This is a genomic window from Sphingopyxis sp., assembly GCF_036261875.1.
Classification (GTDB): Bacteria; Pseudomonadota; Alphaproteobacteria; order Sphingomonadales; family Sphingomonadaceae; genus Sphingopyxis.
The window spans coordinates 1-26,343 of sequence record NZ_DATAJZ010000005.1 but is presented as its reverse complement, the minus strand read 5'-3'; the positions used below and the strand labels follow the sequence as shown (position 1 = coordinate 26,343).

Genomic DNA, 26,343 nt, shown 5'->3' with positions numbered 1-26,343 from the left:
CATAAGGAAAATTTATGATAAAGCGCTCGCACATCCGGCAGTTCCTCGCGGTCGTCGATGCGGGCAGCTTCACGCGCGCGGCGCAGCAGATTCGTGTGACCCAGCCCGCGCTCTCGACCGGGATCGCCGATCTCGAACGGCTCGTCGGCGCGCCGCTCTTCATCCGCAATCGCCGCCAGATTCGCCTGACCGAGGCGGGCGGGCGCTTCCTGCCGATCGCGCGCGACCTCGAACGCGGCTTTCGCGCCGCCGATGGCTTCGGCCGCGCGAAGGAAAGCGCGAAACCCGCGCTCAAGCTCGGCACGATCCGTTCGGCGCCGGGCGAATTCTTCCAGACTATCGCCGCGCTGCTCGCGCGCGATTTCGCGATCGAGATCAGCGAGAACAGCGATTCCGAACTGCGCGCGGCAATCCAGGGCGGCCGCCTGAACATGGCGCTCATCCCGCTCCGACAGGGCGAGCGCGAGCCCAACGTCGTTCCGTTGTATGAAGAGCCGATCCTGATGTTCGTCGGGGCCGGCCACGCACTGGCGGGGCAGGACGAGGTTGCGCCCGAACAACTTGCACCCGAAACAATGATCGCGCGCCGCTCGTGCGAGTTTCTCGACGCGACCAGCCGCTTCTTCACGCGCCATCGCGTTCGCCCCCGCTTTGCGCTCCGCAGCGACAGCGACGACCGCTGCCTGCGCATGGTCGCGGCGGGCGTCGGCATCACGACGGCGCCCGCGTCGCTCGCGATCGACGGCGTGGTTCCGATCACGGTCAGCGGCTATGATTTCCGCCGCGAACTCGGCCTGCTGATCGACCCCGCCTGGCGCGCGCAGGGTGGGATAGAGCAACGCCTTTCGCATTCACTTCCCGCGCTCCGGCGTGCCGCTGCCGATTGGGCGGATGCGCGCGTCGAGGCTTAGCTTGGGCTGGGCGGCTTTCAAGTCTGGCTTGGCCCCTCGAAAGGCCATACAGCTTGATCGCCCCATGCGGGGGCGGCAAGGGCGGGGCATGACCGATACGCTGACCCATCTCGACCGGCTCGAGGCCGAGAGCATCCATATCATGCGCGAAGTGATGGCCGACGCCGCGAAGCCGGTGATGCTGTACAGCGTCGGCAAGGACAGCGCGGTGATGCTGCACCTCGCCCGCAAGGCCTTTTATCCTTCGCCGCCGCCGTTTCCGTTGCTGCACGTCGACACGACGTGGAAGTTCAAAGCGATGTACGAGCTTCGCGACCGCATGGCGCGCGAGAGCGGGATGGAACTCATCGTCTATCAGAACCCCGAGGCGAAGGAGCGCGGGATCAATCCGTTCGACCACGGCCCGTTGCACACCGATATGTGGAAGACCGAAGGGCTCAAGCAGGCGCTGGATTTGCACGGCTTCGACGTGGCGTTCGGTGGGGCGCGGCGCGACGAGGAAAAGAGCCGGGCCAAGGAGCGCATCTTCTCGTTCCGCACCGCGAGCCATGGCTGGGATCCCAAGAAGCAGCGGCCTGAGCTGTGGAACTTCTACAATGCCCGAAAAGCAAAGGGTGAGAGTATCCGCGTCTTTCCGATAAGCAACTGGACCGAACTCGACATCTGGCAATATATTGCCCGCGAGAACATCCCGATCGTCCCGCTCTATTTCGCCGCGCCGCGACCGACCGTGGAGCGCGACGGGCTGTTGCTGATGGTCGACGACGACCGCTTCCCGCTGAAAGAGGGCGAGGTGCCGGTGGAACGTTCGGTGCGCTTCCGCACCCTCGGCTGCTACCCGCTCACCGGCGCGGTCGAGAGTGAGGCGGCGACCTTGTCCGAAGTCATTCAGGAGATGTTGCTGACTACGACGTCGGAGCGGCAGGGGCGGATCATCGACAAGGACGGCGGCGACGCCAGCATGGAGAAGAAGAAGCAGGAGGGGTATTTTTGACCCGCCACGTCAATCTTCAGATTGACGAAGGGTCAACCCCCGCGAAGGCGGGGGCCTCTTTCGGAACCAATGGACGAAGCGGGATTGCGCTGCGAGTCACGCGCCTCGCAACGCCCTTCGCGGGAATGACGAAGTTAAAGATATGACCGACCCCATCTACGTCACCGACGCCCTCATCGCCGAGGACATCGACGCCTATCTTGCTGGCCATGAGAAGAAATCGCTGCTGCGTTTCATCACCTGTGGCTCGGTCGATGACGGCAAGTCGACGCTGATCGGGCGGCTGCTCTACGACAGCAAGATGATCTTCGAGGACCAGCTTGCCGCGCTCGAAGCCGACAGCAAGCGCGTCGGCACGCAGGGGCAGGAGATCGACTTCGCGCTTCTCGTCGACGGCCTAGCGGCCGAGCGCGAGCAGGGGATCACGATCGACGTCGCCTATCGCTTCTTCACCACCGAAAAGCGCAAGTTCATCGTCGCCGACACGCCGGGGCATGAGCAGTACACGCGCAACATGGTCACCGGCGCCTCGACCGCCGACCTCGCCGTCATCCTGATCGACGCGCGCAAGGGCGTGCTGACGCAGACGCGGCGACACAGCTTTCTCGCGCATCTGCTCGGGATCAAGCACATCGTGCTCGCGGTGAACAAAATGGACCTCGTCGGCTATGACAAGGCGGTGTTCGATCGCATCACGCTCGCCTACCGCGCCTTCGCGAGCGAAATCGGTATCACCAGCTTCACTGCGATTCCGATTTCGGGTTTCAAGGGCGACAATATCACCGGCCTTTCGGCGAACACGCCGTGGTTCAAGGGACCGGCGCTGATCGAGCATCTGGAGAGCGTCGAAATCGGCAGCGCCGCCGACGAGGCGAAGCCGTTCCGGATGCCGGTGCAGTGGGTGAACCGCCCGAACCTCGATTTCCGAGGCTTTTCGGGCCAGCTTGCCAGCGGCACCGTCAAACCCGGCGATGCGGTGCGCATCCTGCCGAGCGGCAAGACGACGACCGTCGATCGCATCGTCATGCTCGACGGCGATCTGCCCGAAGCCGTCGCGGGCCAGTCGGTGACGCTGACGCTCGCCGACGAGGTCGATTGCTCGCGCGGCGACGTGATTGCCGCCGCCGATGCGCCGCCCGAGGCCGCCGACCAGTTCGAGGCGACGCTCGTCTGGATGGCCGACGAGGCAATGATCCCGGGGCGCGCCTATTGGCTGAAGCTCGCGACGCAAAGCGTGTCGGCGACGGTGCAGGCGCCGAAATATGAGATCAACGTCAACACGCTCGACCATCTGGCGGCGAAGACGCTCGATCTGAACGGCATTGGTGTCGTCGAACTGTCGACCGACAAGCCGGTCGTGTTCGAATCCTATGCCGACAATCACACGCTCGGCGGCTTCATCCTGATCGACAAGCTGAGCAACGCGACCGTCGCGGCGGGAATGCTGCATTTCAGCCTGCGCCGCGCGCAGAATGTCCATTGGCAGGCGACCGACATCGACCGCGATATGCGCGCGAACCTCAAGAACCAGCGCCCCGCGCTGCTGTGGTTCACCGGGCTGTCGGGGTCGGGCAAGTCGACGATCGCCAACCTTGTCGAGAAGAAACTGCACCGGATGAACCGGCACAGCTTCCTGCTCGACGGCGACAATGTCCGCCACGGGCTCAACCGCGACCTGGGGTTCACCGAGGCCGACCGCATCGAGAATATCCGCCGCGTCGGCGAGGTCGCGAAGCTGATGACCGATGCGGGCCTCATCGTCATCACCGCCTTCATCTCGCCGTTCCGCGCCGAGCGCGAGATGGTGCGCGCGATGCTGCCCGAAGGCGAGTTCCTAGAAATCTTCATCGACACGCCGCTGGCCGAGGCCGAGCGCCGCGACGTCAAGGGTCTCTACAAGAAGGCGCGCAGCGGCCAGCTCAAGAATTTCACCGGGATTGACAGCCCCTATGAAGCGCCCGCCGAGCCCGAAATTCGTATCGACACGACCGCGATGTCGCCCGAGGACGCAGCGGACCTGATCATCGATCGCTTGTTGGGGTGAGCATGACCGAGAGTGACGAGCAACTCGCCGAAAGGCTGGCGACCGCCGCGGGAGCGATCCTGTTGAAGCTTCGGACGCGGGGCGATCTTGCGGGCAAGGAGCTCGGCAAGGCCGGAGACGCCGAGGCCAATGCGATGCTGTGCCGCGAACTTCGCGCCGCGCGCTCCGGCGATGCGCTGCTGTCCGAGGAGGAGAAGGATAATCCGGCGCGCTGCGACCGGAACCGGGTGTGGATCGTCGATCCGCTCGACGGCACGCGTGAATATGGTGAGGGCCGCGACGATTGGGCCGTGCATGTCGCGCTGGCGGTCGATGGCGCCGCGACGGTGGGCGCGGTTGCGCTGCCGGGGCTCGACGTCACGCTGACCTCGGGCGTTCCCGCACCGCTCCGCCCTGCGAACACGCCGCTCAGGATGCTCGTCAGCCGCACGCGCCCCGCCGCCGAAGCCGTGTTCGTCGCGGAGAGGCTGGGTGCGGAGCTTGTCGCCATGGGTTCGGCAGGTGCGAAGGCGATGGCGGTGGTGCGCGGCGAAGCCGATATCTACCTCCACACCGGCGGCCAATATGAATGGGACAATTGCGCCCCCGTCGCGGTGGCGCAGGCCGCGGGGTTGCACGTCAGCCGCGCCGACGGGGCGCCGCTTCGTTACAACAGGCCGGATCCCTATCTTCCCGATTTGTTGATCTGCCGGACGGAATTGGCCGCGGACGTCCTCCGGCTCGCCGCGGAATATTCGCCCGCCTGACGGGCAGGCCATTGCCAGCAAGGCTGGCGCGCCCTAATTCGGTTGCATCGAAAAACCGAACTACGGGAGACGCGCGATGACCGACCTGCCTGAAACCAACACCGTCATGGTGACCCTCGTGAAGCCCGAGGGGCAGCTCGAGGTCTATTTCGAGCGGCGCGCGATGCCCGAGCCCAAGCCGCACGAAGTGCTGGTCAAGGTGCTGACGACGCCGATCAACCCGTCGGATCTCGGCCTGCTGTTCGGCGGCGCCGACATGACGACGGCGCGCGCGGGAACGCGCGACGGCCTGCCGATGATTACCGCCGATGTGCCCCCGGCGGGGATGCGCGCGATGGGCGGGCGGATCGGCGACGCGCTGCCGATCGGCAACGAAGGCTGCGGCACCGTGGTGAAGGCGGGGGACTCGCCCGAAGCGCAGGCCCTGATAGGAAAGACCGTCGCGCTGCTCGGCGGCGAGATGTATGCCGAATATCGCTGTCTGCCTTTGCAGATGGTGATGCCGCTCCCCGATGGCACCGATCCGGTCGACGGCGCTTCCTGTTTCGTCAATCCGCTCACCAGCCTGGCGTTTACCGAGACGATGCGGATGGAAAATCACAGCGCGATCGTCCACACCGCCGCCGCCTCGAACCTCGGCCAGATGCTCGTGAAGATCTGCGCGAAGGACGGCATTCCGCTCGTCAATATCGTACGCAGCGACGCGCAGGTCGCCATATTGAAGGGCATCGGCGCGCAGCATATCGTCAACAGCAGCGATGAGGATTTTCAGGACAAGTTGGTTGCGGCGATCGTCGAAACCGGCGCGACGCTGGGCTTCGACGCGATCGGCGGCGGCAAGCTGGCGGGCCAGATTCTCTCGGCGATGGAGGTGGCGGCGGTGAAGCGCATGACCAGCTACAGCCGCTATGGTTCGGACACGTTCAAGCAGGTCTACATCTATGGAGCGCTCGACGTCGGTCCGACGATCCTCAACCGCAGCTTCGGCCTGACCTGGTCGCTGTCGGGCTTTCTGCTCACCCCCTTCATGGCGAAAGCGGGGATGGAGGTCGTCGGCCGTATGCGCCAGCGCGTCGTCAATGAACTGACGACCACTTTCAAGAGCCATTACAGCCACGAAATCTCGCTGACCGAGGCGCTGAACCTCGACACCGCGCACGCCTATAATGCGAAGCGGACCGGCGAGAAATATCTGATCCGGCCGCATGGTTGAGCAGCCGCTGGGTCGACCAGCGGCCGCTGCGACCGGAAGCTGACCAATTTTCCTCGTCACCCCGGACTTGATCCGGGGTCCATTCTCGCAGCGCCGGGTGAATGGATTCCGGATCAAGTCCGGAATGACGAAGGTCAGGAAGCGGCTGGAATCGCTATCCTCTACCGCTTCATGCACTGACGCGTGTCGTCGCGCTTATACTCGCTGCAGTTCCACAGCGCCTTCTCGAACCCCGCCTTGTCGTCGCGGAGGTAGGAGAAGGTCATGGCTGCGCGCTGCATGTCGCTCATCGTGTCGCTGTCGGGTTTCAGCGTCGGGTTGGTCCAGCCCATGAACTTGCAATAGGGCTTGTCGCCGCACAGCCGGAGCGCGGTGGTGACGAAACTTTCGGGCGCGGCGCGGCGGTCGAGCGCGACATAGATGGTGTCGCGGCCTGCAGCCTCCCCGGCGCCGGCAACGACCTTCGGTGCGCCGACCGCGGCATTGGCATCGACCCCGGCAAGTTCGGCCGGCGACGCACCGACCGCAAGCGCGTGGGCAGGGGAGAGCGCCGCCATTTTGGCGACCCCGGCGTCATTCCCCGACACGGTGCCGCGAAACGCGCCCGGCGTTCCCCAATAGCCCGGCCAGCGGAAGAAGAGGTGGGTATCGACGATCGCGATCTTCTCCAGGCTGTCGCTCCAATAGGGACGCACCCAGTCGGTGTGATAATGGGTCGCGAGCCCGACCTTGGGATCGGTCGTTCCCGATAGCATCCGGTCGGCGTTCGCCTGTGCCCGCGTCCAGGCGGCGTCGGAATAGCGGCGGTTCAGTGCGCCATCGCAGGTGAAGGTAAACTGGCATCCAGTGGTGCGCTCGGACCCCTGGAACACAACCCCGCAGATCGACTTGGGAAAGGCGGGATGCCGGGCGCGGTTGATCACGACCTGGCCGACCGCGAGTTGCCCCTTCGAATCGTCGCCCGCCTCATAGAGCATCGCGGCGGCAAGGCAGTCGCGCGCGCGGACGCGGGCGTCGCCGCTTCCGGCATAGAGGAAGGGCCGCGCGGCGATGAATCCCTTGGTGATGAGCGGAACCTCCGCATTTTGCGCGCGGGCGTCGGCTTCGGTCACCGGCGCGAGTTCCATCGGCTGGACGTCGGGGACGACATCGGCGGGCGGCGCGACCGGATGCGGCCGCGCGCCATGCCTGCCGGTGCTCGTCTGACCGCTGGCATAAAGCACCGCGACGATCGCAGCAGCGGCGATCAGGACGAACAGCCAGCCGATCCAGTCAAGACGCGGCGTCGCCGCTGGGCAGTCGCGCCGCAGCGACGTCGCCGATGAATCGCCGGTCAGGCCCATTCGAGGGGTCAGATCTCGGGCAGGAAGTCGGGAACCGAAAGATAACGCTCGCCGGTGTCGTAGTTGAAGCCGAGGATGCGCGTGCCGGGCGGAAGCTCCGCCAGCTTCTGCTCGATCGCCGCCAGCGTCGCGCCCGACGATATGCCGACGAGCATCCCTTCCTCGGTAGCGGCGCGCAGCGCCCAACGCTTGGAATCGGCGGCCTCGACCGTGATCACCCCGTCGAGGAGGTCGGTGTGGAGGTTGCGCGGGATGAACCCGGCGCCGAGACCCTGGATTGGGTGCGGGCCGGGCTGACCGCCCGAAATCACTGGCGACTGGGTCGGCTCGACCGCGAAGACCTTGAGGTTCGGCCAATGCTGCTTGAGGAACTGCGCCGCCCCGGTGATATGGCCGCCGGTGCCGACGCCGGTGATCAGCACGTCGATCGGCGTGTCCTTGAAGTCGGCGAGGATTTCCGGCCCCGTGGTGCGGACGTGGACGTCGACATTCGCCTCATTCTCGAACTGCTGAGGCATCCACGCGCCGGGGGTCGTCTCGACCAGTTCGATCGCGCGCTCGATCGCGCCCTTCATGCCCTTTTCGCGCGGGGTCAGATCAAAGGTCGCGCCATAGGCGAGCATCAGGCGGCGGCGTTCGAGCGACATGCTTTCGGGCATGACGAGGATCAGCTTGTAGCCCTTGACCGCGGCGGCCATCGCCAGGCCGATGCCGGTGTTCCCCGACGTCGGCTCGACGATGGTGCCGCCTGTCTTCAGGCTGCCGTCGCGTTCGGCGGCCTCGATCATCGCCAGACCGATGCGATCCTTGATCGAACCGCCGGGATTGCTGCGCTCGGACTTGATCCAGACTTCGGCGTCTGGAAACAGCTTTGCCATGCGGATGTGCGGCGTGTTCCCGATGGTATCGAGGATCGAATTGGCTTTCATGATCGGTACGCTCTTTCCTTGAATTCAAACCGCGGGTCGCGGCGGACGCGGTTCGGCCAGTCTCCGGCGCGCAGCCACTGGCTTTCGTCCGCCAGCGCAGGCGTCGGCGCGGGTTGTAACGAGGCGAGCAGATACTGTCCATAAGGCCAGTCCCCCAGCCCCGAGTCGGCGTTGATGTGCCCGAACGGTCCGGCGTTGACGAAACGCGCGTCCCACTGGCGCGCGAGGCGCCAGACATAGGCGGTCTTGGCATAGGGATCGTCGTCGCTCGCCACGACGATAATTGGCGTTTGCGACGTGAAGCCGGGCGTATCGGCGAAGCCGGTGATGCGCTTTTCGTGCCGCAGTCGCCCAAGGTCGGGCGGCGCAACGAGCAGCGCCCCCGCAATGCGGCTGCGCGTCGGAGTGCTCGCCGCCGCGAACCAGTGCGCGAAGGCGTGGCAGCCGAGGCTGTGTGCGGCGATCAGCACCGGGGCGCTTTCGGCCTCAAGCGCCTCAGCGATCCGGCGCATCCACGCTTCGCGGTCGGGGTGCGACCAGCGGCCGAGTTCGACTCGCCCGGCGTTCGCGAACTTGCGTTCCCACAGGCTCTGCCAGTGGGTCGGGCCGCTGTTGTGCAGGCCCGGAATGGTCAGGATTTTATGGCGGATTCGGGTGTCTTGCATGGCGGGTTCTCCATCGATGAAAGGGAGGGAAACCGCGGTGACGGGTGCAATCTACATAATTCAATCAAATAAATTGACAATGACTTTGTGGCGAAGGGACAGCGGCGTGCGACGAGCGGATTCGACGACCGGGTTTATGGAGATTCGGATGCCGCCGTTCCTGATTGTGTGTCCCCGCGAAGGCGGGGACCCATCTCCGGTCGGTTCAAAATTGCGCGGTCCGGAGATGGACCCCCGCCTTCGCGGGGGAACACGGCTTTTTATAAAATCGAGGCGATCCGAAACGGCGCGAAAATGCGTCAGTCGCCCCTATCGAACCGCGCCTCGAAAGTCCTCGCGCGCCGCAATTCGGGAAAGAGCCACGCCCAGAGCGCGGTGACGCCGATCGCCGCCGCGCCCCCCACGACGACCGCGTTGATCGGCCCCAGCGCCGCCGCCATCGCGCCCGCGCGCATCTCGCCGAGCTCGTTCGATGCCGAAATCGCGAGGCCCGACGCGGCGCTGACGCGGCCGCGCATATGATCGGGCGTGTTGAGCTGGATCAGCGTGCCGCGCACGAAGACCGAGAACATGTCGGCCGCGCCCATCAGGACGAGCAGCGTCAGCGAGAGCAGGATGTTGGTGGAAAACCCGAAGGCCACCGTCCCGGCGCCGAACACCGCGACCGCCCACAGCATCTTGACCCCGACATTGCGCTCGATCGGGCGGATCGCAAGGCCGAGCGCGACGACCGCGGCCCCAACCGCCGGCGCGGCGCGAAGCAGGCCGAGTCCTTCGGACCCGACATGCAATATGTCGCGGGCATAGACGGGCAGCATCGCGGTCGCCCCCGACAGGATGACGGCGAACAGATCGAGCGTGATCGTGCCGAGCAGGAAGCGCTCGGCCCACACGAATTGCAGGCCGTCAACCATTTCGCGTAGCGGATGGCGGCGCACCTCGGCGGGCGGCGGCAGCACGGGCCGCACCCGGCTGATCGTCCAGGCCGAAATGACGAGGAGGATCGCGGCGAAGATATAGACTGACGTCGGATGCGCGGCATAGAGCAGCCCGCCTGCCGCCGGGCCGATCACCGACGCCGATTGCCAGGCGATGCTGCTCATCGCGATCGCGCGGGGCAGGATCGCGGGCGGGACGATATTGGGCGCGATCGCGCTCATCGCCGGGCCCGAAAAGACGCGCGCGACGCCGTGCATGGCGGCGAGGCCGAACAGCAGGGAAAGCGTCAGCCCATCGGTCCAGGTGAACCAGCCGAGCGCCGCCGCGATTCCGAAATCGATCGCGTTGGAAAAGATCGCGACGCTGCGCCGTTCGAACCGGTCGGCGGCCCAGCCCGCGACGGGGGTCAAGAGCGCGATCGGCACGAACTGGACGAGTCCGAGCAGGCCGAGCTGGAACGACGCTTCCTTGATCGTCATGCCGTAATCGGTGCGCGCGGTGTCGTAGAGCTGGTATCCGATCACCACGACCACCGCGATCGTCGCCATCACCGCGGTGAAGCGCGCGATCCAGTAATAGCGATAGTCGGGGATGCTTAGCGGAGAGGGATCGAGGATCGCCGGGCCCGGCATCTCCGGCTCTTCGCCGTCTGGGGGAAATATCGTTGCCATCGGCCTCACGCCCTAGAGGGGAATTCGGCTCTGTCCAGAGCGCATGGACATGCCGTTCGTCGATTAACGGGTGTCATTCGTCGGACGCGGTGGCAGAAACCCGCCATCGATTGAGGGAGACTATCGAATGACACGTCAATTTGCCCGCTTCGGCGGTGCCGCCATGGCCGCGGCGCTGCTCGTCCTCACCGCCTGCAACGCTTCGGGCGACAAGCCCGCGTCGGGATCGGACGCGAAGAGCTGGACCGAATTTCGCGACAATTTCCTCGCGGGCTATTTCCCGCTCAACCCCAATTTCGCGGTCTATCAGGGCAAGCATGAATTTGACGGCCAACTTCCCGACTGGTCGGCCGACGGCCTTCAGAAACAGATCGCGTTCCTGGAGAAGACGATCACCGACGCCAAGGCGTTCGACGGCAAGATGACCGATGCCGAAAAATTCGAGCGCGACTATCTGGTCCACGTCGCCCAGGGGCAGCTCTTCTTCCTGAAGGACGCCGATTTCCCGCACAAGAATCCGGCCTATTATGTCGGGCAGCTCGACCCCAACGTCTATGTCTCGCGGCCCTATGCCGATGCGCCGACGCGGATGAAGGCGTTCATCGCCTATGCGCAGAAGGTTCCGGCGGCGGCCGAGCAGATCAAGGCGAACATCAAGCTGCCGCTGCCTGCGACCTTCGTCAAATATGGCACTGCGGGCTTCGGCGGTTTCGCCGACTATTATACCGGCGACGCCAAGAAGGCCTTTGCCGAGGTCAAGGACCCCGAGCTTCAAAAGCAGTTCGACGAAGCGGCGGCGAAGGCCGCGACGGCGATGAAGGGTCTCGCCGCCTATATCGGCTCGAAACCCGGCACCGCCGACGGCTATGCGCTCGGCGCCGACAAGTTCGCGAAGATGATCCTGACCAACGAAGCGGTCGATACGCCGCTGGGCGAACTGGAACGCATCGGCCAGGCCGACCTCAAGCGCAACCAGGATGCGCTGAAAGCCGCCTGCGCGACTTACGCCGCCGGGATGACGATCGCCGACTGCATGAAGAAGATGAACGACGACAAGCCCGCGGACGGCCCGGTCGCCGAGGCGCGGCGCCAGCTTCCGGCGCTTCGCGCCTTCATCGTCGAAAAGGACCTGGTCTCGATCCCCGGCACCGAGCAGGCCAAGGTCGAGGAATCGCCGCCCTACAACCGCCAGAACAGCGCCTATATCGATATTCCGGGGCCGTATGAGAAAGGCCTGCCGTCGGTCTTTTACATCTCGCCGCCCGATCCGAGCTGGGACAAGGCGACGCAGGATGCGTTCGTTCCGGGCAAGAAGGACCTGCTCTTCACCTCGGTCCACGAGGTGTGGCCGGGCCATTTCCTCAATTTCCTCCACGCGAACCGCGCGGAAAGCATCTTCGGCAAGCTGTTCGTCGGCTATGCCTTCGCCGAGGGCTGGGCGCATTATACCGAGGAGATGATGTGGGATGCGGGGCTCGGCAACGGCGACCCCGAAACGCATATCGGCCAGTTGTCGAACGCGCTGCTGCGCGACTGCCGCTTCATCTCGGCGATCGGGCTCCACACCAAGGGGATGAGCGTCGCGGATTCGGAAAAGCTGTTCAAGGATCAATGCTATCAGGACGAAGGCAACGCGCGGCAGCAGGCGGCGCGCGGCACATATGATCCGCTCTATCTCAACTATACGATGGGCAAGCTGATGATCCGCAAGCTGCGCGACGACTGGACCAAGGGGGACCGGACGAAGTGGAAAGCGTTCCACGACGAATTCCTCTCCTACGGCGGCCCGCCGATCCCGATGGTGCGCGCCGCGATGATGAAGGAGGACGCGCCGAAGGCGGTCTTCTGAGGCTGGCGAATCGAATGCCCCACGGCTAGCCTCTTGCGAAAGGGGCTAGCCGATGGTCGATGTCTTCATTTCCTATTCGCGCGACAACAAGGCGCGCGTGGCCGAGATTGCCGAGGCGGTCGCGGCGGCGGGCTATGACGTCTGGTGGGACGCCGAACTGCCGCCGCATCGCTCCTACGGCGACGTGATCACCGAGAAGATCGGCAGCGCCAAGGCCGCGATCGTCGTCTGGTCGCAGACCTCGGCGCAATCCGAATGGGTGCGCGCCGAGGCCGATGTTGCGCGCAACCAGAAGAAGCTGGTGCAGACGTCGATCGACGATGTGATGCCGCCGCTGCCCTTCAACCAGATCCAGTTCGCCGAACTCGCCGACTGGAACGGCGAGCCCGGCCATCGCGGCTGGCGCAAGGTGATGATGAGCCTGGAGGAACTGTGCGGACGGGAGGCGGCGCCTGCGGCCGCTTCGCAGCCCGCACCGCCCAGACCGGCTGCGGCCGACCGGCAGGAGCCGCCCCCGGTCCGAAAATCATCCTTCCTGCCATGGGCGCTGCTGGGGCTTGCGGTCGTTGCCGTCGCCCTGCTCGCGTGGAAACTCCTTCAACCGTCGCCCGGACCCGCGACGGCGGTGGCACCCACCGAAACCACGGCGGCCCCCGAGGAAGCCGATGCAAAAGCGACACCGGTCGCCACGTCGCCCGCAGAGGCCTTCACCTTGGCGGCGGTGATCGACGATCCCGACGGCTTCACCAACATCCGCTCGGGGCGGAGCACCAAGGCGGCCATCATCGGGAAGGTGCTCGAGGGCGAGACATTCCTGACCTATCGTCAGCCCGGTTCATGGTGGCGGGTGCGCAAGGCCGACGGCACCACCGGATATATGTTCCGCAAATATATCCGGCTGATCGAAGGGGGCGCGCCTCCGCCGCCGCCCGCCGACACGGGCAAGGGCGCGATCATCGCCGATTCCTCGACGCGCGCGCTGACCGCGGCCGATGTCGCGGGCCTCACCCCGGAGCAGGCGCGGCTGGCACGGAACGAGATTTTCGCGCGCCACGGCCTGCGCTTCAAGGACTCCGGCCTGCAATCCTATTTCGGCTCCTTGCCCTGGTATCGGCCGGCCAGCGACAGCGTCGCACTTTCGGCGGTCGAAAAGGCGAATGTCGCGCTGCTCCAATCGGCCGAAGCCGCCGCGCAATGACGGCATCGGCCGCCGCCGTCGAAGCAGAGGTCGCGCACCGGCTGGGGCAGGGCGATGCGCTGAGCGCGTTCGACTGCGCGGCGGCGGCGCGGCGCGACGGGATCGATAGCCCGCGGCTGCGCTATCTGATGGTGCGCGCGCTCGCGGCGTCGGGCGACAGCCTGGGCGCGATGCACCTTTACGAACAACTCGACCTCGGCGCGACGGGCGACGTCGACAGCCTCGCGCTCGCGGGGCGCATCTGGAAGGACGAAGCCTTCGATCATGACGGCGACCGGCGCGCTGGTTTCCTGCGCAAGGCCGCCGCCGCCTATGACCATGCGTTTCAGGCGTCGGGCGCCGATTTCCCGGCCATCAATGCGGCCAGCCTTTACGCGATGCTCGGCGAGCGCGAGCGCGCGGCGGCGCTGGCCGAACCGATCGCGGCGCATGGCGCCGCCGACAATTATTGGGATCAGGCGACGCTCGTCGAGGCGCTGCTGCTGCTCGGGCGCGGCGCGGACGCGCTCGTCCATGCGCGCGGCGCCCATGCACAGGCAGGAACGCGCGCGGGTGACCGCGCCTCGACCTGCCGCCAGATCGCCCGGCTCGCGGCCAGCGGCGCGATCGACGCGGGCGATGCGCAGGACATCACCGCGCTGCTGCGTCCCGCGCCGGTCGGCGTCTATTGCGGCCGCATGTTCCGCGCGGGCGGGGCAGGCGAAGCGAATGCGGCGCGGGCGATCGCCGGGACGCTCGACGCGCAGCCGCTTTCGGCGCTGATCGGCCCGCTGGCGTGCGGCGCCGACATCCTGTTCGCGGAGGCCGCGCTCGACCGCGGCATCGACCTGACCGTCGTCCTGCCCTTTGCCGAGGATGATTTCATCGCCCAGTCGGTCCAGTCGGGCGGCGCCGAATGGCTTCCGCGCTATCGCCGCTGCCGCGATGGCGCCGCGATGGTGCATTTCGCGAGCAACGCGGGCTATGTCAGCGACGATTGCCAGTTCATCCTTGGCTCGCACACCGCGATGGGGCTTGCCAAGCTGCGCGCGCGCGAACTCGAAACGATGGCGATCCAGCTTGCGGTGGTCGATCCGGCGGTCGCCGCGCGCTCGGGGGCGGAGATCGCCGGAACCAACGCCGATATCGCGCTCTGGGAGGGCGGGGGCGGGGAGACGCTGACGATCCCGGTCGGCGGTCTCGATCGCAATCTCGATTTTCCACCCGCGCCGAAACCGCCCGTGGGCACGCAGCGCGGTCTCTACGCGATATTGTTCGCCGATTTCGCGGGCTTCTCGAAGCTCGGCGAAGCAGAACTCCCGGTCTTCGCGCAGGAGGTGATGGGGGGCATCGGGCGCATCCTCGACCAATTCGGCGACGCCGTGCTGTTCCGTAACACCTGGGGCGATGCGGTCTATGCGGTGATCGACAATCCCGCGGCGGCGGCGCGGATCGCGCTCGCCATGCAGGAAAGGCTCGATATCCTGCCTCCGGGACTGAGGCTGGAGGGGCATAAGGCGGGAATGCGCACCGGCATCCACTTCGGCCCGATCTATCGAGGAGTCGACCCGGTGGTCGGCAACGAGCTGTGGTATGGCACCGAGGTTACGCGCACCGCGCGGATCGAGCCGGTGACATTGGTCGGACAGGTGTACTGTACCCAGCCGCTCGCCGCGATGCTCGCGCTCGACAATGCGCGCGATTTCGACTGCGATTATGTCGGCAAGGTCGGGCTTGCCAAGGATTATGGCGAACTCGCGCTCTATCGCCTCTCGCGCCGCTCAGGCGGCTGACGGTGCGCGCAGCCGGGCGATGAAGAAGCCGTCGAGCCCGCCTGCGTCGGCGAGCACGCCGGGCAGTGTGCGGACGAAGCCCTTGTCGTCGGGGACGATGCCGTCCGGCAGTTCATCGGGCGTCACCGGGGCGATGGCCCAATCGCGATGCCAGTCGAGAAAGGCCGCAACCTGATCCTCCCCCTCGGCGCGTTCGAGCGAGCAGGTCGCATAGATCAAAGTGCCGCCGGGTTTGACCCATTGCGCGGCGCGCGCCAGCAGTTCACCCTGCAATTCGGCCATCTCTTCGACCTGGCGCGGTTCGACCCGGTGCAGCACGTCGGGATGGCGGCGAAAAATGCCGGTTGCCGAGCAGGACGCGTCGAGCAGCACCGCGTCGACGGGGGCATCGGGCTGCCATCGGCGAATATCGCCCTGGACGATCTCGGCGCGAAGGCCGGTGCGCGCCAGATTGTCCGAAAGGCGCCCCAGCCGCTTGGCGCTCGAATCGACCGCGACGACATGCCAGCCCGCCGCCGCAAGCTGCATCGTCTTGCCGCCGGGCGCGGCGCAGAGGTCGAGCAGGCTTTGCCCGTTCCCCGGCCCCAAAAGCCGCGCGGGAAGGCTCGCCGCGAGATCCTGCACCCACCAGCCGCCTTCGCGATAGCCGGGCATTGCCTCGACCGCCTGCCCGCGCGGCAGGCGGCGGTGGAGGGGAGCGAGCGCGGTCGCCTCGACCCAGTCCCCGCCGTCCGGTTCGGCGGCGAAGCTGAGGTCGATCGGCGGCGGCGCGCTCCACGCCGTCGCGGCGGCCGCAACGATCGCGTCGCCCCACTCTGCTGCCCAGCGTTCGGCGACCGCTTCGGGCAGGCTGGCGTTTTCGGGAAGGCTCCACTCTTCCTGCTGGGCGCGCGAAAGGAGGGCGTGAACGAGGCGGCGCGGACCGCCCGCAACGAGCGGCAACGCGGTCGATACGACGGCGTGCGGCGATGTCTTGAGGACGAGCAATTGCGCCAGCGCGAGCCGCAGCACCGCGCGCGACTTCACGTCTTCGGGCAGAACCTGTTCGGTCGCGCCGTCGATCAGGGCATCGATATCGCCCATCCAGCGCAGGGTTTCGGATGCGATGGCGATGGCGAAGCCGCGGTCGGCGGGCGGCAGGCCCTGCGTCGCGGCGTGCGCCGCGATGTCGAGCGGGTCGCCGCGCCGCAGGACGGCGTCGAGCAGGCGCAGCGCGGCGCGGCGAGATGCCGTGCCCGGCGGATCGGCTTCGGCCGGGCGGCGGCGTTTTCTAGGATCGGCCATAGCTTTCCATCCCGTTATGGCTGGCGCGGAGCAAGCGAAATCCTGTAGGAGGGGCGCCATGGCCGAGAATGATGAAATGATGATGGGTAGAACGCCCCGCGCAACGCAGCGCCCGGCGCATGTGAAGCCGCCCACGAACTGGACGAATAGTCCGCTGCCCGAACCCCTGCCGCCCCGCGAGGACAAGGCCGAGGATCAGCCGGGCGGGCGCAATCCCGTTCGCTATGGCGACTGGGAGCTGAAAGGGCTCGCGATCGATTTTTGAAGCCAAGGCCGCAAGCGCGGGAGCCTTCGGCCCCCGCGTTCGTGGCGACGATCCCGGCTTTCCCGTCAGACCGTCGGAACCTGAACCAGTTCCGGCACCCGGCCCGACTTCACCTGTTCGGCAAAGACTTCGCGCATCAACTGAAGCGAGAAGAGGTGGGCGAAGATAAGGCCGAGGATGCCGTTCTGCATCATCTTGCGCAGCACGTCGCCGCGCAGTTCGCGCAGCTTGTTTTCATCGACCATCTGAAACCCGCGATAGACATAGGGCTTGTCGCTGCCTTCGGGCTGAATCGCGACTTCGCCGTCCATCAGCAGGTCGGCCTTCTTGAGCTCTTCCATGAAAAAGCCGGTGCGCTGACCCGCTTCCTCGAAATTCTTGCAGAATTCGAGGATCGCGTTGACCGGCTCGGTCGGCTTGCCGTCTTCGAACAGCGCGTCGCCGTCCTCGAACTTGCCGATCGCCGACGAGGTCGGGTCGAAACAGAGCGACAATTCCTCGCTGTCGGGGTTCAGCCGCGCGAGGAGGAAGGGATAGCGGCGGATATAGGCCGGGACATAAACCGGATTGAGCAGCTTGCCGTCGCTGTCGACGAACGTGTTCACGCCTTCGTTGAGCCCCATCAGCGCCAGCGGCACCGGATTGTCGCCGGCCGAAAAGACGATCGGAAAGAAACGGCAGGCCGACACGAACTCGTCCGACGTCAGCGGCACCGCGTGCTGGTTGACCAGAAACCCCGCATTGTCGAGCGGACGGGCGCGGAAATCGGCATGGTCGACGCTCGAAAGCGGAACGATGTCGTTATAGAAAATCGGCAGGTTGTTGGCGGGCGCGGTGGCCATGGTGAAACTCCGGATCGGATGCCCCGAAGGTGTCGGGGCAAAAAGACTGATGGCGCGCCATATTGGCAGGCGCGGCGCGGCGCAAGGGGCGATGGTGCGGAGCGGCGCCCCGATCAGCCGATCAGTTTCCCGGGATTGAACAATCCGGCGGGGTCGAGCCCCGCCTTGATCGCGCGCAGCGCGGCGAGGCGCGCCGGGCTGTCGAGCTCGGCCAATATGTCGCGCTTCATCTGGCCGATGCCATGTTCGGCCGAAATTGAGCCGCCCAGTTCGACGACATGGGCGTAGACGAGGCGGCTCGCCGCCGCGCCGTGCTCGGCGAGCCAGGCGGCGCCGTCGGCGCTTTCGGGCGGCTGGACGTGATAATGGATATTGCCGTCGCCCAGATGCCCGAAGGAGGCGGTGCGGATGCCGGGAAAGGCCGCGGCAAGCCGGCCCGGGTTATCGGCGATGAAGCGCGGCATCAGGTCTACGGGCACGCTGATGTCATGCTGCAACGCGGGGCCCTCGGCGCGCTCGGCCTCCGATATCGAATCGCGAAGGCGCCAGAAATCCTCGCTTTCCCGGTCGTTCTTGGCAATCGCGACGTCGTGGATCAGTCCCGCATCCAGTGCCGCCGCCAATTCACGCTCCAGTTCTTCGCCGAGCATAGCGGCATCGTCACCCGCCAGTTCGACCAGCGCATACCATGGGCTGGGCTCGGCGAGCGGATGACGAGTCTGGGGAATGTGGCGCAGCACCGCCTCCAGGACATGGCGCGGTATGATCTCGAACCCTTCGAGCGCGTCGCCGAGCGCCGCGTCGAGGCGGCGGAGCAGCAGCAGCGCGTCGTCCGGCGAAGCCAGGCCGATCCAGGCGGTCTGCCGCGCCGCATTGGCGGAAACGAGACGCAGACTGGCCGCCGTCACGACCCCCAACGTCCCCTCGGCGCCGCAGAAGAGATGCTTGAGGTCATAGCCGCGATTGTCCTTCTTGAGCGGCGCGAGGCCCTCGAAGATACGGCCATCGGGCAGCACCGCCTCGATTCCCGCGACGAGCGCGCGCATCGTGCCGTGGCGCAGCACCTGGGTTCCGCCCGCGTTGGTCGAAACGAGCCCGCCAACCGTCGCCGATCCCTTGCCGCCCAGCGTCAGCGGGAAACGCAGTCCCTGGTCGAGCGCGGCGTGGTGGAGATTTTCGAGGATGACGCCCGCCTCCGCCACGACGATCCGCGCCGTCGTGTCGAGCGCCCGTATATGGTTCATGCGCCGCAGGCTCAGGAGCAATTGCCGCCCCGAGGCATCGGGCGTCGCGCCGCCGACCATGCCGCTGTTGCCCCCCTGCGGAACGAGCGCGACGCCTTCGGCGGCGCAGGCGCCGACCGCTGCCGCGACCTCGGCGGTGGTCGCAGGCGACAGCATCGCCGCCGTCTGGCCGTGATATTTGCCGCGCCAGTCGGTGAGCCACGGCGCCATGACATCGGGATCGGTGCTGAAACCCTTGGGTCCCAATATGTCGGCGAGCCTCGCGAGCAATGCGGGAGATGGGGCGTGGGGCATGGCGGACCTCCGGGAAATCGATGCCGATCGACCATATGGGTCTCGACAGCAATTCATTTGATGTTCAATCAGGGGCGTTAAAGGGGGCGATGGACGACAGTTGGCTTTTCGTCCAGCATCGAAGCGGGAGTTGCGGGTGGACATCATCTTCTGTCAGGGCGCCGGAAGGACGGCCGCGCGGCCGTGCTGACCGTTGCGACCCTGTTGGCGATGATCTGGGCGCCCGCCGCGGATACGCCGATGCCGTCGATTCCGCCCGAACCTTTGGTCGTCGTTTCGATGCCGGAGCCTGGAGAGCAGACGGCGGGATTCTGGCAGATGGTGATCGAACAGCGGCTGATCATCCGCGTTCCGGCGCAGCGGTCCCCGCTGAACAATTTCTCCGCCGCCCCGGCTCCGCAGGCGCGCGTCCGGCAACTGCCGGTCGAGTGGAAGGAAAAGAAGGCGCCGAAATGCATCGCGATGCGGAACATCGCGGGGATGCAGGCGACCGAGCATGACAGCATCGACCTGATCACGCGCCAGCGCCAGCGATTGCGCGCCGAACTGAGCCGCGGATGCCGCGGCCTCGACTTCTATGCCGGCTTTTATATGCAAGGGACCAAGGACGGACAGCTTTGCGAGGATCGCGACGAGATTCACGCCCGCACCGGCGCCAAATGCCAGATCAAGAAATTCCGCCTGATGGTTCCGGTCGTGCGCGACGACGATTAATCGCGGCAATCAACGCCTTTTCTTGACTTTTCGTCCCCGCTTCCGCAAGGGGCGCCGCAGCGACGGCGCTCGTGGGACGCCATGCCGAAACATTTTCCGGACAGTTTGCCCTTATGAAATTTGCCGACCTCGGCCTTTCCGATGAACTTTTGCGCGCCGTGACGGAAGCGGGCTACGACGAGCCGACGCCGATCCAGGCCGGCGCGATCCCTTCGGTGCTGATGATGCGCGACATGATCGGTATCGCCCAGACGGGGACGGGCAAGACCGCGTCCTTCGTGCTGCCGATGATCGACATATTGGCGCATGGCCGCGCCCGCGCGCGGATGCCGCGCTCGCTGATCCTCGAGCCGACGCGCGAACTGGCGGCGCAGGTCGCGGAAAACTTTGAAAAATACGGCAAGTATCACAAGCTGTCGATGGCCCTGCTGATCGGCGGCGTGCAGATGGGTGATCAGGTCAAGGCGCTCGAAAAGGGCGTCGACGTCCTTATCGCGACCCCGGGCCGCCTGATGGACCTGTTCGAACGCGGCAAGATATTGCTCACCGGCTGCAACCTGCTCGTGATCGATGAAGCCGACCGGATGCTCGACATGGGCTTCATCCCCGATATCGAGAATATCTGCACCAAGCTGCCGGCGAATCGGCAGACCCTGCTTTTTTCGGCGACGATGCCGCCGCCGATCAAGAAACTGGCGGACAAATTCCTGTCGAACCCCAAGACGATCGAGGTCGCGCGCCCGGCCAGCCGCAACGAGAATATCGAGCAGTTCGTCGTCAAGACGGCGGAGCGCGGCAAGCGCGACACGCTGCGCGGCCTGCTCGAGGCCGAGGACGTCGGCACCGCGATCATCTTCTGCAACCGCAAGACGACGGTGCGCGAACTGGCGAAGTCGCTTCAGCGTTCGGGTTACCAGGCCGGCGAAATCCACGGCGACATGGACCAGTCGAGCCGCATTGCCGAACTCGACCGCTTCAAGAACGGCACGATCAACATCCTGGTCGCATCCGACGTTGCCGCGCGCGGGCTGGACGTGAAGGGCGTCAGCCACGTCTTTAATTTCGACGCTCCTTGGCATCCCGACGATTATGTCCACCGCATCGGCCGCACGGGCCGCGCGGGGGCCAAGGGCCGGGCCTTCACGCTGGTGACGCCGTCGGACGACGAAGCGCTCGACAATATCCAGAAGCTGACCGGCTATCAGATCCCGGTCTACGACACCGGCAAGGCGGAGGCGCGGCCCGAGCGCGACAGCGACGAGCAGCGCGAACCACGGCGCGGTGGGCGCTCCGAACGTGGCGTCCGCTCCAGCGCCGAGAAAGCGCCTCGTACGCCCAAGCACGCGGCGGAGAAAAAGCCCGAAGCACCGAACAAGGATGGCGGACGCAAACCCGCGCCGGCTTCGCGGCACGACGACGACGGTCCCGACGACGGCTGGAACGGCCCGATGCCAGGATTCCTCTCTGTCGGTTTCGGCAACTGACCAGCACAAAAAACATGCAGTAACGCTTTCCCCTCTCGCAGGCGGGAGGGGAGAAGAGAAGCCGCTCCTACAACTGAACCAGCATCTTGCCGATATTCTCGCCCGAAAACAGGCCGAGAAACGCGTCGGGGGCCGTATCCAGTCCCTCGCGCACCGTTTCGCGCATCGTCACCGCGCCGCTGGCGATCAGCCCGCCCATGTCGGCGTAGAACTCCTCGGCGCAGTCGATGAACTGGTCGGTGTAGATGAAGCCCTCCATGCGGATGCGCGCCGGGATGGTGCGGATCAGATGCTTCATCTCCTGGGGTTTGCCGTCGTTGTAGACGTCGATCATCCCGCAGATCGCGAAGCGCGCGAAATCATTGGCGGCCGCGAAAGCGGCGTCCAGATGCTCGCCGCCGACATTGTCGAAATAGACGTCGATGCCCGGCTTGCCGAGGCGTTCGAGCGCCGCGGCGAGCTGTGGCAGGACCGGCCCGGCCTTATAGTCGATCACCGCATCGGCGCCGAGTTCCTCGACCCAGCAGCCCTTCTCCGCGCCGCCCGCCGAGCCGATGACCGTCATCTCGCGCGCCTTGGCGATCTGGACCACCGCCGAGCCGACCGCGCCCGCCGCCGCCGAAACGAAAACGGTGTCGCCGGGTTTCGCGGCCGCGACGCGGAGCAGGCCGATCCACGCGGTTCCGCCGGTCAGGCCCATATTGTGCAGAAAGGTCTGGGGTGAAAGGCCCGCGGCCAGCGCCTCGGCGGGCAGCTTGTTCGGCATCATGTCGAGCCCGATGACGCCGCCATCGCGCCAGCCCCCCATATGCAGGATCAGATCGCCGGGCGCGAAACCCTCCATCCGGCTTTCGACGACCTCGCCGATCGCGCCGCCGGTCATTGGCTGATCGAGTTGAAACCCCGCCGCATAGCTTTTCGCGTCGTTCATCCGTCCGCGCATATAGGGATCGACCGAGAGCCACAGGTTGCGGACGCGGATCTGGTCGGCGTCGAGCGGGCTGTCGGGAAGGTCGCGCAATGCGAAATCGTCGTGCGTCGGCAGTCCCTGCGGACGGCGGATCAAATGCCATGCCTTGCTCATGGTGCCCGTTTCCCCCAAATTTTCCGGTCGCGGCGACAATCGTCAGAAAAGCCGTTGCCACTGTCAACCAGTCTCGCTAAGAGCCGCCCGGTCGCGGGGCCGTAGCTCAGATGGGAGAGCGCTGCAATCGCACTGCAGAGGTCAGGGGTTCGATTCCCCTCGGCTCCACCAGCGACCATATTCCCCCATCTCTATCCCTCCCCATAGCTGTCGATCGCCGAGAATATCCGCGTCAACTGCGCGCGTTCGTCGGCGTCGATATCGGGCCGCCATATCTCGAAGATCAGGACGATACGGTCGGCGGTGCCCCGATTCCAGGCTTCATGTTCAAAGCTGTCGTCGAAGATCAGCAGTTCGCCTTCGCGCCAGGCGCGCGTCTCGCCGCCGACTCGAATGCCGCAACCATCGGGAACGATCAGCGGCAGATGACAGATCAAGCGCGTGTTGAGCAGTCCGTGATGCGGCTCGATATGCGTTCCGGGCCTGAGGCGGGAAAAGAGCGCGAACGGAGCGCGGGCCGGAATCACAGGCTGCGGGGCCAGAGAGAGCGCGGCGAGCGTCTGTGGGCAGAGTGCATCCATGCCGTCGGCGACCGCGCCCTCCTTCCACAGCCAGGCGGCGCCCCAATCACCGTTGTCGAGCAGCGGATTGTTCGGCGGCGGCCTGTCGGCGCTGGCCGTTACATAGGGACCGAAGTGGTCGGCGGATTGCTCGATCAGCGACGTCAATTCGGCGCGGATCGCGCCGGTGGCGGCTTCGAGCGCGGGAACCCAATCGAACGCGGCCCGCTCGAAGAAAGGGCGCTGCGTCAGGCCCGGAAAATAGAACATGCTCGGCTGTTGCAGATAGAGCGGCTGCTCGCCCGCCAGCATCCGCAAGGCCTCCGCCACCCGTGGCGCCGCGTTCCGCTGGTCGATCCCCGCACCGCGAAGCTGACCCAGCAGATGGTCCGAAAAGGCCTGCTCATTCGCCGTCAGAAACGTCTGGGCGCGTTCCAGGCCGGAATGCAGGGCAGGGTGAACTGCCCGCGCCTGCGCGGCCACTCCGAGTGCGAGGCGATAAAAGCTCTGCGCGGCGCGATCGTCCTGCTGGCGCCGCTTGAGTTCGGCCATCGCGAGGATCGCGGCGATATTGCCGCGATCGGCCCGGATGGCAGCGTCGAGCGCCGCCGTCTCCGCCACAATGTCGCCGCGGCGATGGGCGTCGCGCGCCTGGTCCAGCCATATCGTCTGCCCCGTCATGGCCCAAGCCATAACGCGGCGCCGGACCTTTGCAAGCGACGCCCGCGCCGTTGATTTCTATACCGTCGCCGCCGTCGCATCGGCCTTGCGGCGTCCGCCCAGCCATTGCCGCACGCGGACGGCGGGCGCGGTGCGCCAGAGGAACAGCAGGAACGCGAACAGCAGCGCCCAGGGCAGCACCGCCGCGCCGACGACAAGCACGAAGGAAAGCAGGGTGCCGCCGCTGCGAACGAGCACCGTGGCGGCTTCGCGGAACGGATTGCCATAGCCGATGCCGGGCAGCCCGCCCGTGCCCTGATAGTCGAAGGTCATCGGGGTCGTCGCCAGCAGCGCTTCGCCCGCGCGGCGGGTGTCGCGCTCGCTGCCGAGTTGCTGGCGCAATTCGGCGATCTGCTGCTGGATCTCGGTGCGTTCGCGGTCGCCGAGGCCGCTCTGCTTAAGGCGCGCCTCGAGGCGGGCGACCTCATCCGCGATCCCCGCGCTGCGGCGCCGCGAGTCGCTGATCTGCGTTCCGACATCCTCGCCGCTGATGCTGGCGAGCGCGAGAACGCCTTCGGCCTTTTCGACGCTGGCGATGGCATCCTTGCCGAACCGGCGCGCAATAGCGGGATCGAGTTTGAACTGAAGCTGCCCCTCGACCTCATGTTCGCGAACGAGGCGATAGCTCATGCCGGTAATCCGGCAGCGCGCGATGCCCAGCGCTTCGCACGCGGCCGCATGTTCTTCCTGCACGCGCGCGATGCGGTCGTCCTCAAGGCGGAAGGCATATTGGTAGTTGAAGGCAACGCCGGGTGCCGTGGTGACGGCTACATCGGGCCCGCCGGCGGCATCGGCGGCTTCGGCAAGGGCAGGCGGACTGGCCTCGCTGGAGCTTCGATCGGAGGCCTTTTGGCCGCAGCCGACCAGGGCGAGCGCCATCGCGCCCGCCAAGAGCCTGTTTCGCATATAATTTCTCCCAAAACGCGACTCGTCGATCGCAGGAGACGGAATATCATAAGCGATGTAGTTGACAATAAGATTCAGGCCGCGCGCACGAAGCCGTCGAGAACCTTTTTGCTGCCCGCCTGGTCGAATTCGACGTCGAGCTTGTTGCCGTCGATGTCGATGATCTCGCCATAGCCGAACTTTTCGTGGAACACCCGCATCCCGATTGCGAGGTCGGAGCGCGGCTTGGCGCCGACCGATGCGGCGGGGCCGCGTTCGCTGGGTGCGGGGGCGCGGGTGATCGTCGAGGACTGCGCCGCGGCGCGCTGCCACGCCGGGCCGCGCGTCATCGTGCGTGCGGGATTGCTTGTCGCGACATGCGCAAAGGGATCGCCCTGCGCCGACCAGTTCGCGCGCCACAGACTCTGCCCGCCGCCGAAGCTGTTTTCGCTTGTCACATGCTCGGGCGGAATTTCGCCGATGAAGCGGCTCGGGATGCTGCTCATCCACTGGCCATAGATGCGGCGGTTCGCGGCGTGATAGATGCTCGCGCGCCGCCGCGCGCGCGTGATCGCGACATAGGCAAGGCGGCGCTCCTCCTCCAGGCTCGCGGTGCCGCCTTCGTCCATCGCGCGCTGCGATGGAAAGACGCCGTCCTCCCATCCCGCGAGGAATACATGATCGAACTCCAGACCCTTGGCGGCGTGGATCGTCATGATCGTGACGGTCTCGCTGCTGTCGTCATTGTCGCGGTCCATGACCAGACTGACATGCTCGAGGAACGCCTCGAGCGATTCATATTCCTCCATCGCGCGGACGAGTTCGGAGAGGTTTTCGAGCCGCCCCGCCGCCTCGGCGCTGCGGTCGGCCTGGAGCATCGCGGTATAGCCCGATTCGTCGAGGATGAGCTGGGTCAGTTCAGGATGCGACAGCTCGGCCGCCTTGCCCTGCCAGCCGCGCATCTGCGCGACGAAATTGGCGAGCTGGCGGCGCGCCTGCGGCGTCAGTTCGTCGGTCTCGGTGATCCGCGACGCGGCGTGGAACAGCGGCGCGCGCTCGTGCCGTGCAAACTGGTGGATGCGCGCGAGCGCCTTGTCGCCGAGCCCGCGTTTCGGGACGTTGACGATGCGCTCAAATGCCAGATCGTCGGCTGGCGACTGGACGAGACGGAGATAAGCGAGGGCATCGCGGATTTCGGCGCGTTCGTAGAAGCGGAAGCCGCCGACGATGCGATACGGCATACCGATCGCGATGAAGCGATCCTCGAACTCTCGCGTCTGGAACTGCGCGCGGACGAGGATAGCCGCACGGTCGAGCGACAGGCGCTGGCGCTGAAGGTCTTCGAGTTCCTCGCCGATCCGCCGCGCTTCCTCCGGCCCGTCCCACACGCCGACGACGCGCACCTTGTCGCCCGCATCGAGTTCGGTCCACAGCGTCTTGCCGAGCCGGTCGCTGTTCTGCGCGATCAGCGCCGAGGCGGCGGCCAAAATCTGCGGCGTCGAGCGGTAATTCTGTTCGAGGCGGATCACCGTCGCGCCGGGGAAATCCTTTTCGAACCGCCGGATGTTCGCCACCTCGGCGCCGCGCCACGAATAGATCGACTGATCGTCGTCGCCGACGCAGCAGATATTCTTCCGGCTTTGCGCAAGCAAGCGGAGCCACAGATATTGGCTGGCGTTGGTGTCCTGATATT

Annotated in this window: 22 protein-coding genes and 1 tRNA gene; 12 read left to right on the top strand and 11 right to left on the bottom strand. The window is 66.0% G+C overall.

Annotated elements, in window-relative coordinates:
- Nucleotides 1-14: 14 nt before the first annotated feature.
- The 5 genes from VHO04_RS01125 (at nt 15) to VHO04_RS01105 (ending at nt 5,908) form a co-directional block, all read left to right on the top strand.
- Complete coding sequence (locus tag VHO04_RS01125) at nt 15-911, top strand: LysR family transcriptional regulator (protein ID WP_329626642.1); 897 nt, start codon at nt 15-17, stop codon at nt 909-911.
- Between the two features lie 88 nt (nt 912-999).
- The gene (gene cysD, locus VHO04_RS01120; protein ID WP_329626641.1) at nt 1,000-1,905 is read left to right on the top strand and encodes a sulfate adenylyltransferase subunit CysD; all 906 of its coding nucleotides are present in this window, start codon (nt 1,000-1,002) and stop codon (nt 1,903-1,905) included.
- Between the two features lie 142 nt (nt 1,906-2,047).
- Complete coding sequence (gene cysN, locus VHO04_RS01115) at nt 2,048-3,949, top strand: sulfate adenylyltransferase subunit CysN (RefSeq protein ID WP_329626640.1); 1,902 nt, start codon at nt 2,048-2,050, stop codon at nt 3,947-3,949.
- Between the two features lie 2 nt (nt 3,950-3,951).
- Entirely contained in the window at nt 3,952-4,695 is a 744-nt protein-coding gene (locus tag VHO04_RS01110) for a 3'(2'),5'-bisphosphate nucleotidase CysQ (protein ID WP_329626639.1), read from the top strand.
- Nucleotides 4,696-4,771: 76 nt separating this feature from the next.
- A complete protein-coding gene (locus tag VHO04_RS01105; protein ID WP_329626638.1) occupies nt 4,772-5,908 on the top strand; it encodes a zinc-binding dehydrogenase in 1,137 nt (378 codons plus the stop codon).
- 161 nt (nt 5,909-6,069) lie between these two features.
- Here VHO04_RS01105 and VHO04_RS01100 read toward each other — a convergent pair whose 3' ends face one another.
- The 4 genes from VHO04_RS01100 to VHO04_RS01085 all read right to left on the bottom strand — a co-directional run bounded on the left by VHO04_RS01100 (nt 6,070) and on the right by VHO04_RS01085 (nt 10,455).
- Complete coding sequence (locus VHO04_RS01100; RefSeq protein ID WP_329626637.1) at nt 6,070-7,251, bottom strand: cell wall hydrolase; 1,182 nt, start codon at nt 7,249-7,251, stop codon at nt 6,070-6,072.
- An 8-nt stretch (nt 7,252-7,259) separates the two neighbouring features.
- Complete coding sequence (gene cysK / locus VHO04_RS01095) at nt 7,260-8,180, bottom strand: cysteine synthase A (RefSeq protein WP_329626636.1); 921 nt, start codon at nt 8,178-8,180, stop codon at nt 7,260-7,262.
- Complete coding sequence (locus tag VHO04_RS01090) at nt 8,177-8,845, bottom strand: alpha/beta hydrolase (RefSeq protein ID WP_329626635.1); 669 nt, start codon at nt 8,843-8,845, stop codon at nt 8,177-8,179. Before VHO04_RS01090 ends, cysK begins: the two co-directional genes overlap by 4 nt.
- 299 nt (nt 8,846-9,144) lie before the next feature.
- Nucleotides 9,145-10,455, bottom strand: coding sequence for an MFS transporter (locus VHO04_RS01085; protein WP_329626634.1), 1,311 nt, complete (start codon nt 10,453-10,455; stop codon nt 9,145-9,147).
- Between the two features lie 127 nt (nt 10,456-10,582).
- Here VHO04_RS01085 and VHO04_RS01080 point away from each other — a divergent pair, with 127 nt between their 5' ends.
- Genes VHO04_RS01080 through VHO04_RS01070 form a run of 3 tightly spaced genes read left to right on the top strand, consistent with a single transcriptional unit; the run spans nt 10,583 to nt 15,274 of the window.
- The gene (locus VHO04_RS01080; protein WP_329626633.1) at nt 10,583-12,304 is read left to right on the top strand and encodes a DUF885 domain-containing protein; all 1,722 of its coding nucleotides are present in this window, start codon (nt 10,583-10,585) and stop codon (nt 12,302-12,304) included.
- Between the two features lie 52 nt (nt 12,305-12,356).
- Nucleotides 12,357-13,502 carry a YARHG domain-containing protein gene (locus tag VHO04_RS01075; protein ID WP_329626632.1) on the top strand — a complete coding sequence of 382 codons (1,146 nt, stop codon included), beginning with the start codon at nt 12,357-12,359 and terminating at the stop codon, nt 13,500-13,502.
- Complete coding sequence (locus tag VHO04_RS01070; RefSeq protein WP_329626631.1) at nt 13,499-15,274, top strand: adenylate/guanylate cyclase domain-containing protein; 1,776 nt, start codon at nt 13,499-13,501, stop codon at nt 15,272-15,274. Before VHO04_RS01075 ends, VHO04_RS01070 begins: the two co-directional genes overlap by 4 nt.
- On the opposite strand, the gene VHO04_RS01065 is transcribed toward VHO04_RS01070, so the two are convergent.
- Nucleotides 15,263-16,558, bottom strand: a complete 1,296-nt coding sequence (locus VHO04_RS01065) for an RsmB/NOP family class I SAM-dependent RNA methyltransferase (protein ID WP_329626630.1) — start codon at nt 16,556-16,558, stop codon at nt 15,263-15,265. The genes VHO04_RS01070 and VHO04_RS01065 overlap by 12 nt on opposite strands.
- Before the next feature lie 58 nt (nt 16,559-16,616).
- Between VHO04_RS01065 and VHO04_RS01060 the strand changes: the two genes are divergently transcribed.
- Nucleotides 16,617-16,823: a DUF1674 domain-containing protein gene (locus tag VHO04_RS01060; RefSeq protein WP_329626629.1), complete on the top strand. Its 207-nt coding sequence runs from the start codon at nt 16,617-16,619 to the stop codon at nt 16,821-16,823.
- 65 nt (nt 16,824-16,888) lie between these two features.
- Here the strand turns inward: VHO04_RS01060 and VHO04_RS01055 are convergent, their stop codons facing one another.
- Together VHO04_RS01055 and VHO04_RS01050 are read right to left on the bottom strand one after the other, a co-directional pair.
- The gene (locus VHO04_RS01055; protein WP_329626628.1) at nt 16,889-17,665 is read right to left on the bottom strand and encodes a SapC family protein; all 777 of its coding nucleotides are present in this window, start codon (nt 17,663-17,665) and stop codon (nt 16,889-16,891) included.
- A gap of 113 nt (nt 17,666-17,778) precedes the next feature.
- Nucleotides 17,779-19,203 (bottom strand): FAD-binding oxidoreductase, encoded by a 1,425-nt coding sequence (locus VHO04_RS01050; protein ID WP_329626627.1) that lies wholly within the window; start codon nt 19,201-19,203, stop codon nt 17,779-17,781.
- A gap of 183 nt (nt 19,204-19,386) precedes the next feature.
- On the opposite strand from VHO04_RS01050, the gene VHO04_RS01045 reads away from it, so the two are divergent.
- The gene (locus VHO04_RS01045) at nt 19,387-19,917 is read left to right on the top strand and encodes a hypothetical protein (protein WP_329626626.1); all 531 of its coding nucleotides are present in this window, start codon (nt 19,387-19,389) and stop codon (nt 19,915-19,917) included.
- 113 nt (nt 19,918-20,030) lie between these two features.
- On the top strand, nt 20,031-21,401 hold the full coding sequence (locus VHO04_RS01040) for a DEAD/DEAH box helicase (protein WP_329626625.1): 1,371 nt from the start codon (nt 20,031-20,033) through the stop codon (nt 21,399-21,401).
- 67 nt (nt 21,402-21,468) lie between these two features.
- Here the strand turns inward: VHO04_RS01040 and VHO04_RS01035 are convergent, their stop codons facing one another.
- Entirely contained in the window at nt 21,469-22,485 is a 1,017-nt protein-coding gene (locus VHO04_RS01035; protein ID WP_329626624.1) for an NADP-dependent oxidoreductase, read from the bottom strand.
- 95 nt (nt 22,486-22,580) lie between these two features.
- On the opposite strand from VHO04_RS01035, the gene VHO04_RS01030 reads away from it, so the two are divergent.
- Nucleotides 22,581-22,656, top strand: a tRNA-Ala gene (locus VHO04_RS01030).
- A 20-nt stretch (nt 22,657-22,676) separates the two neighbouring features.
- Here VHO04_RS01030 and VHO04_RS01025 read toward each other — a convergent pair.
- The 3 genes from VHO04_RS01025 to VHO04_RS01015 form a co-directional block, all read right to left on the bottom strand.
- Nucleotides 22,677-23,726 carry an aspartyl/asparaginyl beta-hydroxylase domain-containing protein gene (locus VHO04_RS01025; protein ID WP_329626623.1) on the bottom strand — a complete coding sequence of 350 codons (1,050 nt, stop codon included), beginning with the start codon at nt 23,724-23,726 and terminating at the stop codon, nt 22,677-22,679.
- A 57-nt stretch (nt 23,727-23,783) separates the two neighbouring features.
- Entirely contained in the window at nt 23,784-24,671 is an 888-nt protein-coding gene (locus tag VHO04_RS01020) for a DUF4349 domain-containing protein (RefSeq protein ID WP_329626622.1), read from the bottom strand.
- A gap of 74 nt (nt 24,672-24,745) precedes the next feature.
- The coding region (locus VHO04_RS01015) for an ATP-dependent helicase (RefSeq protein WP_329626621.1) at nt 24,746-26,343 on the bottom strand (1,598 nt) is incomplete at its 5' end.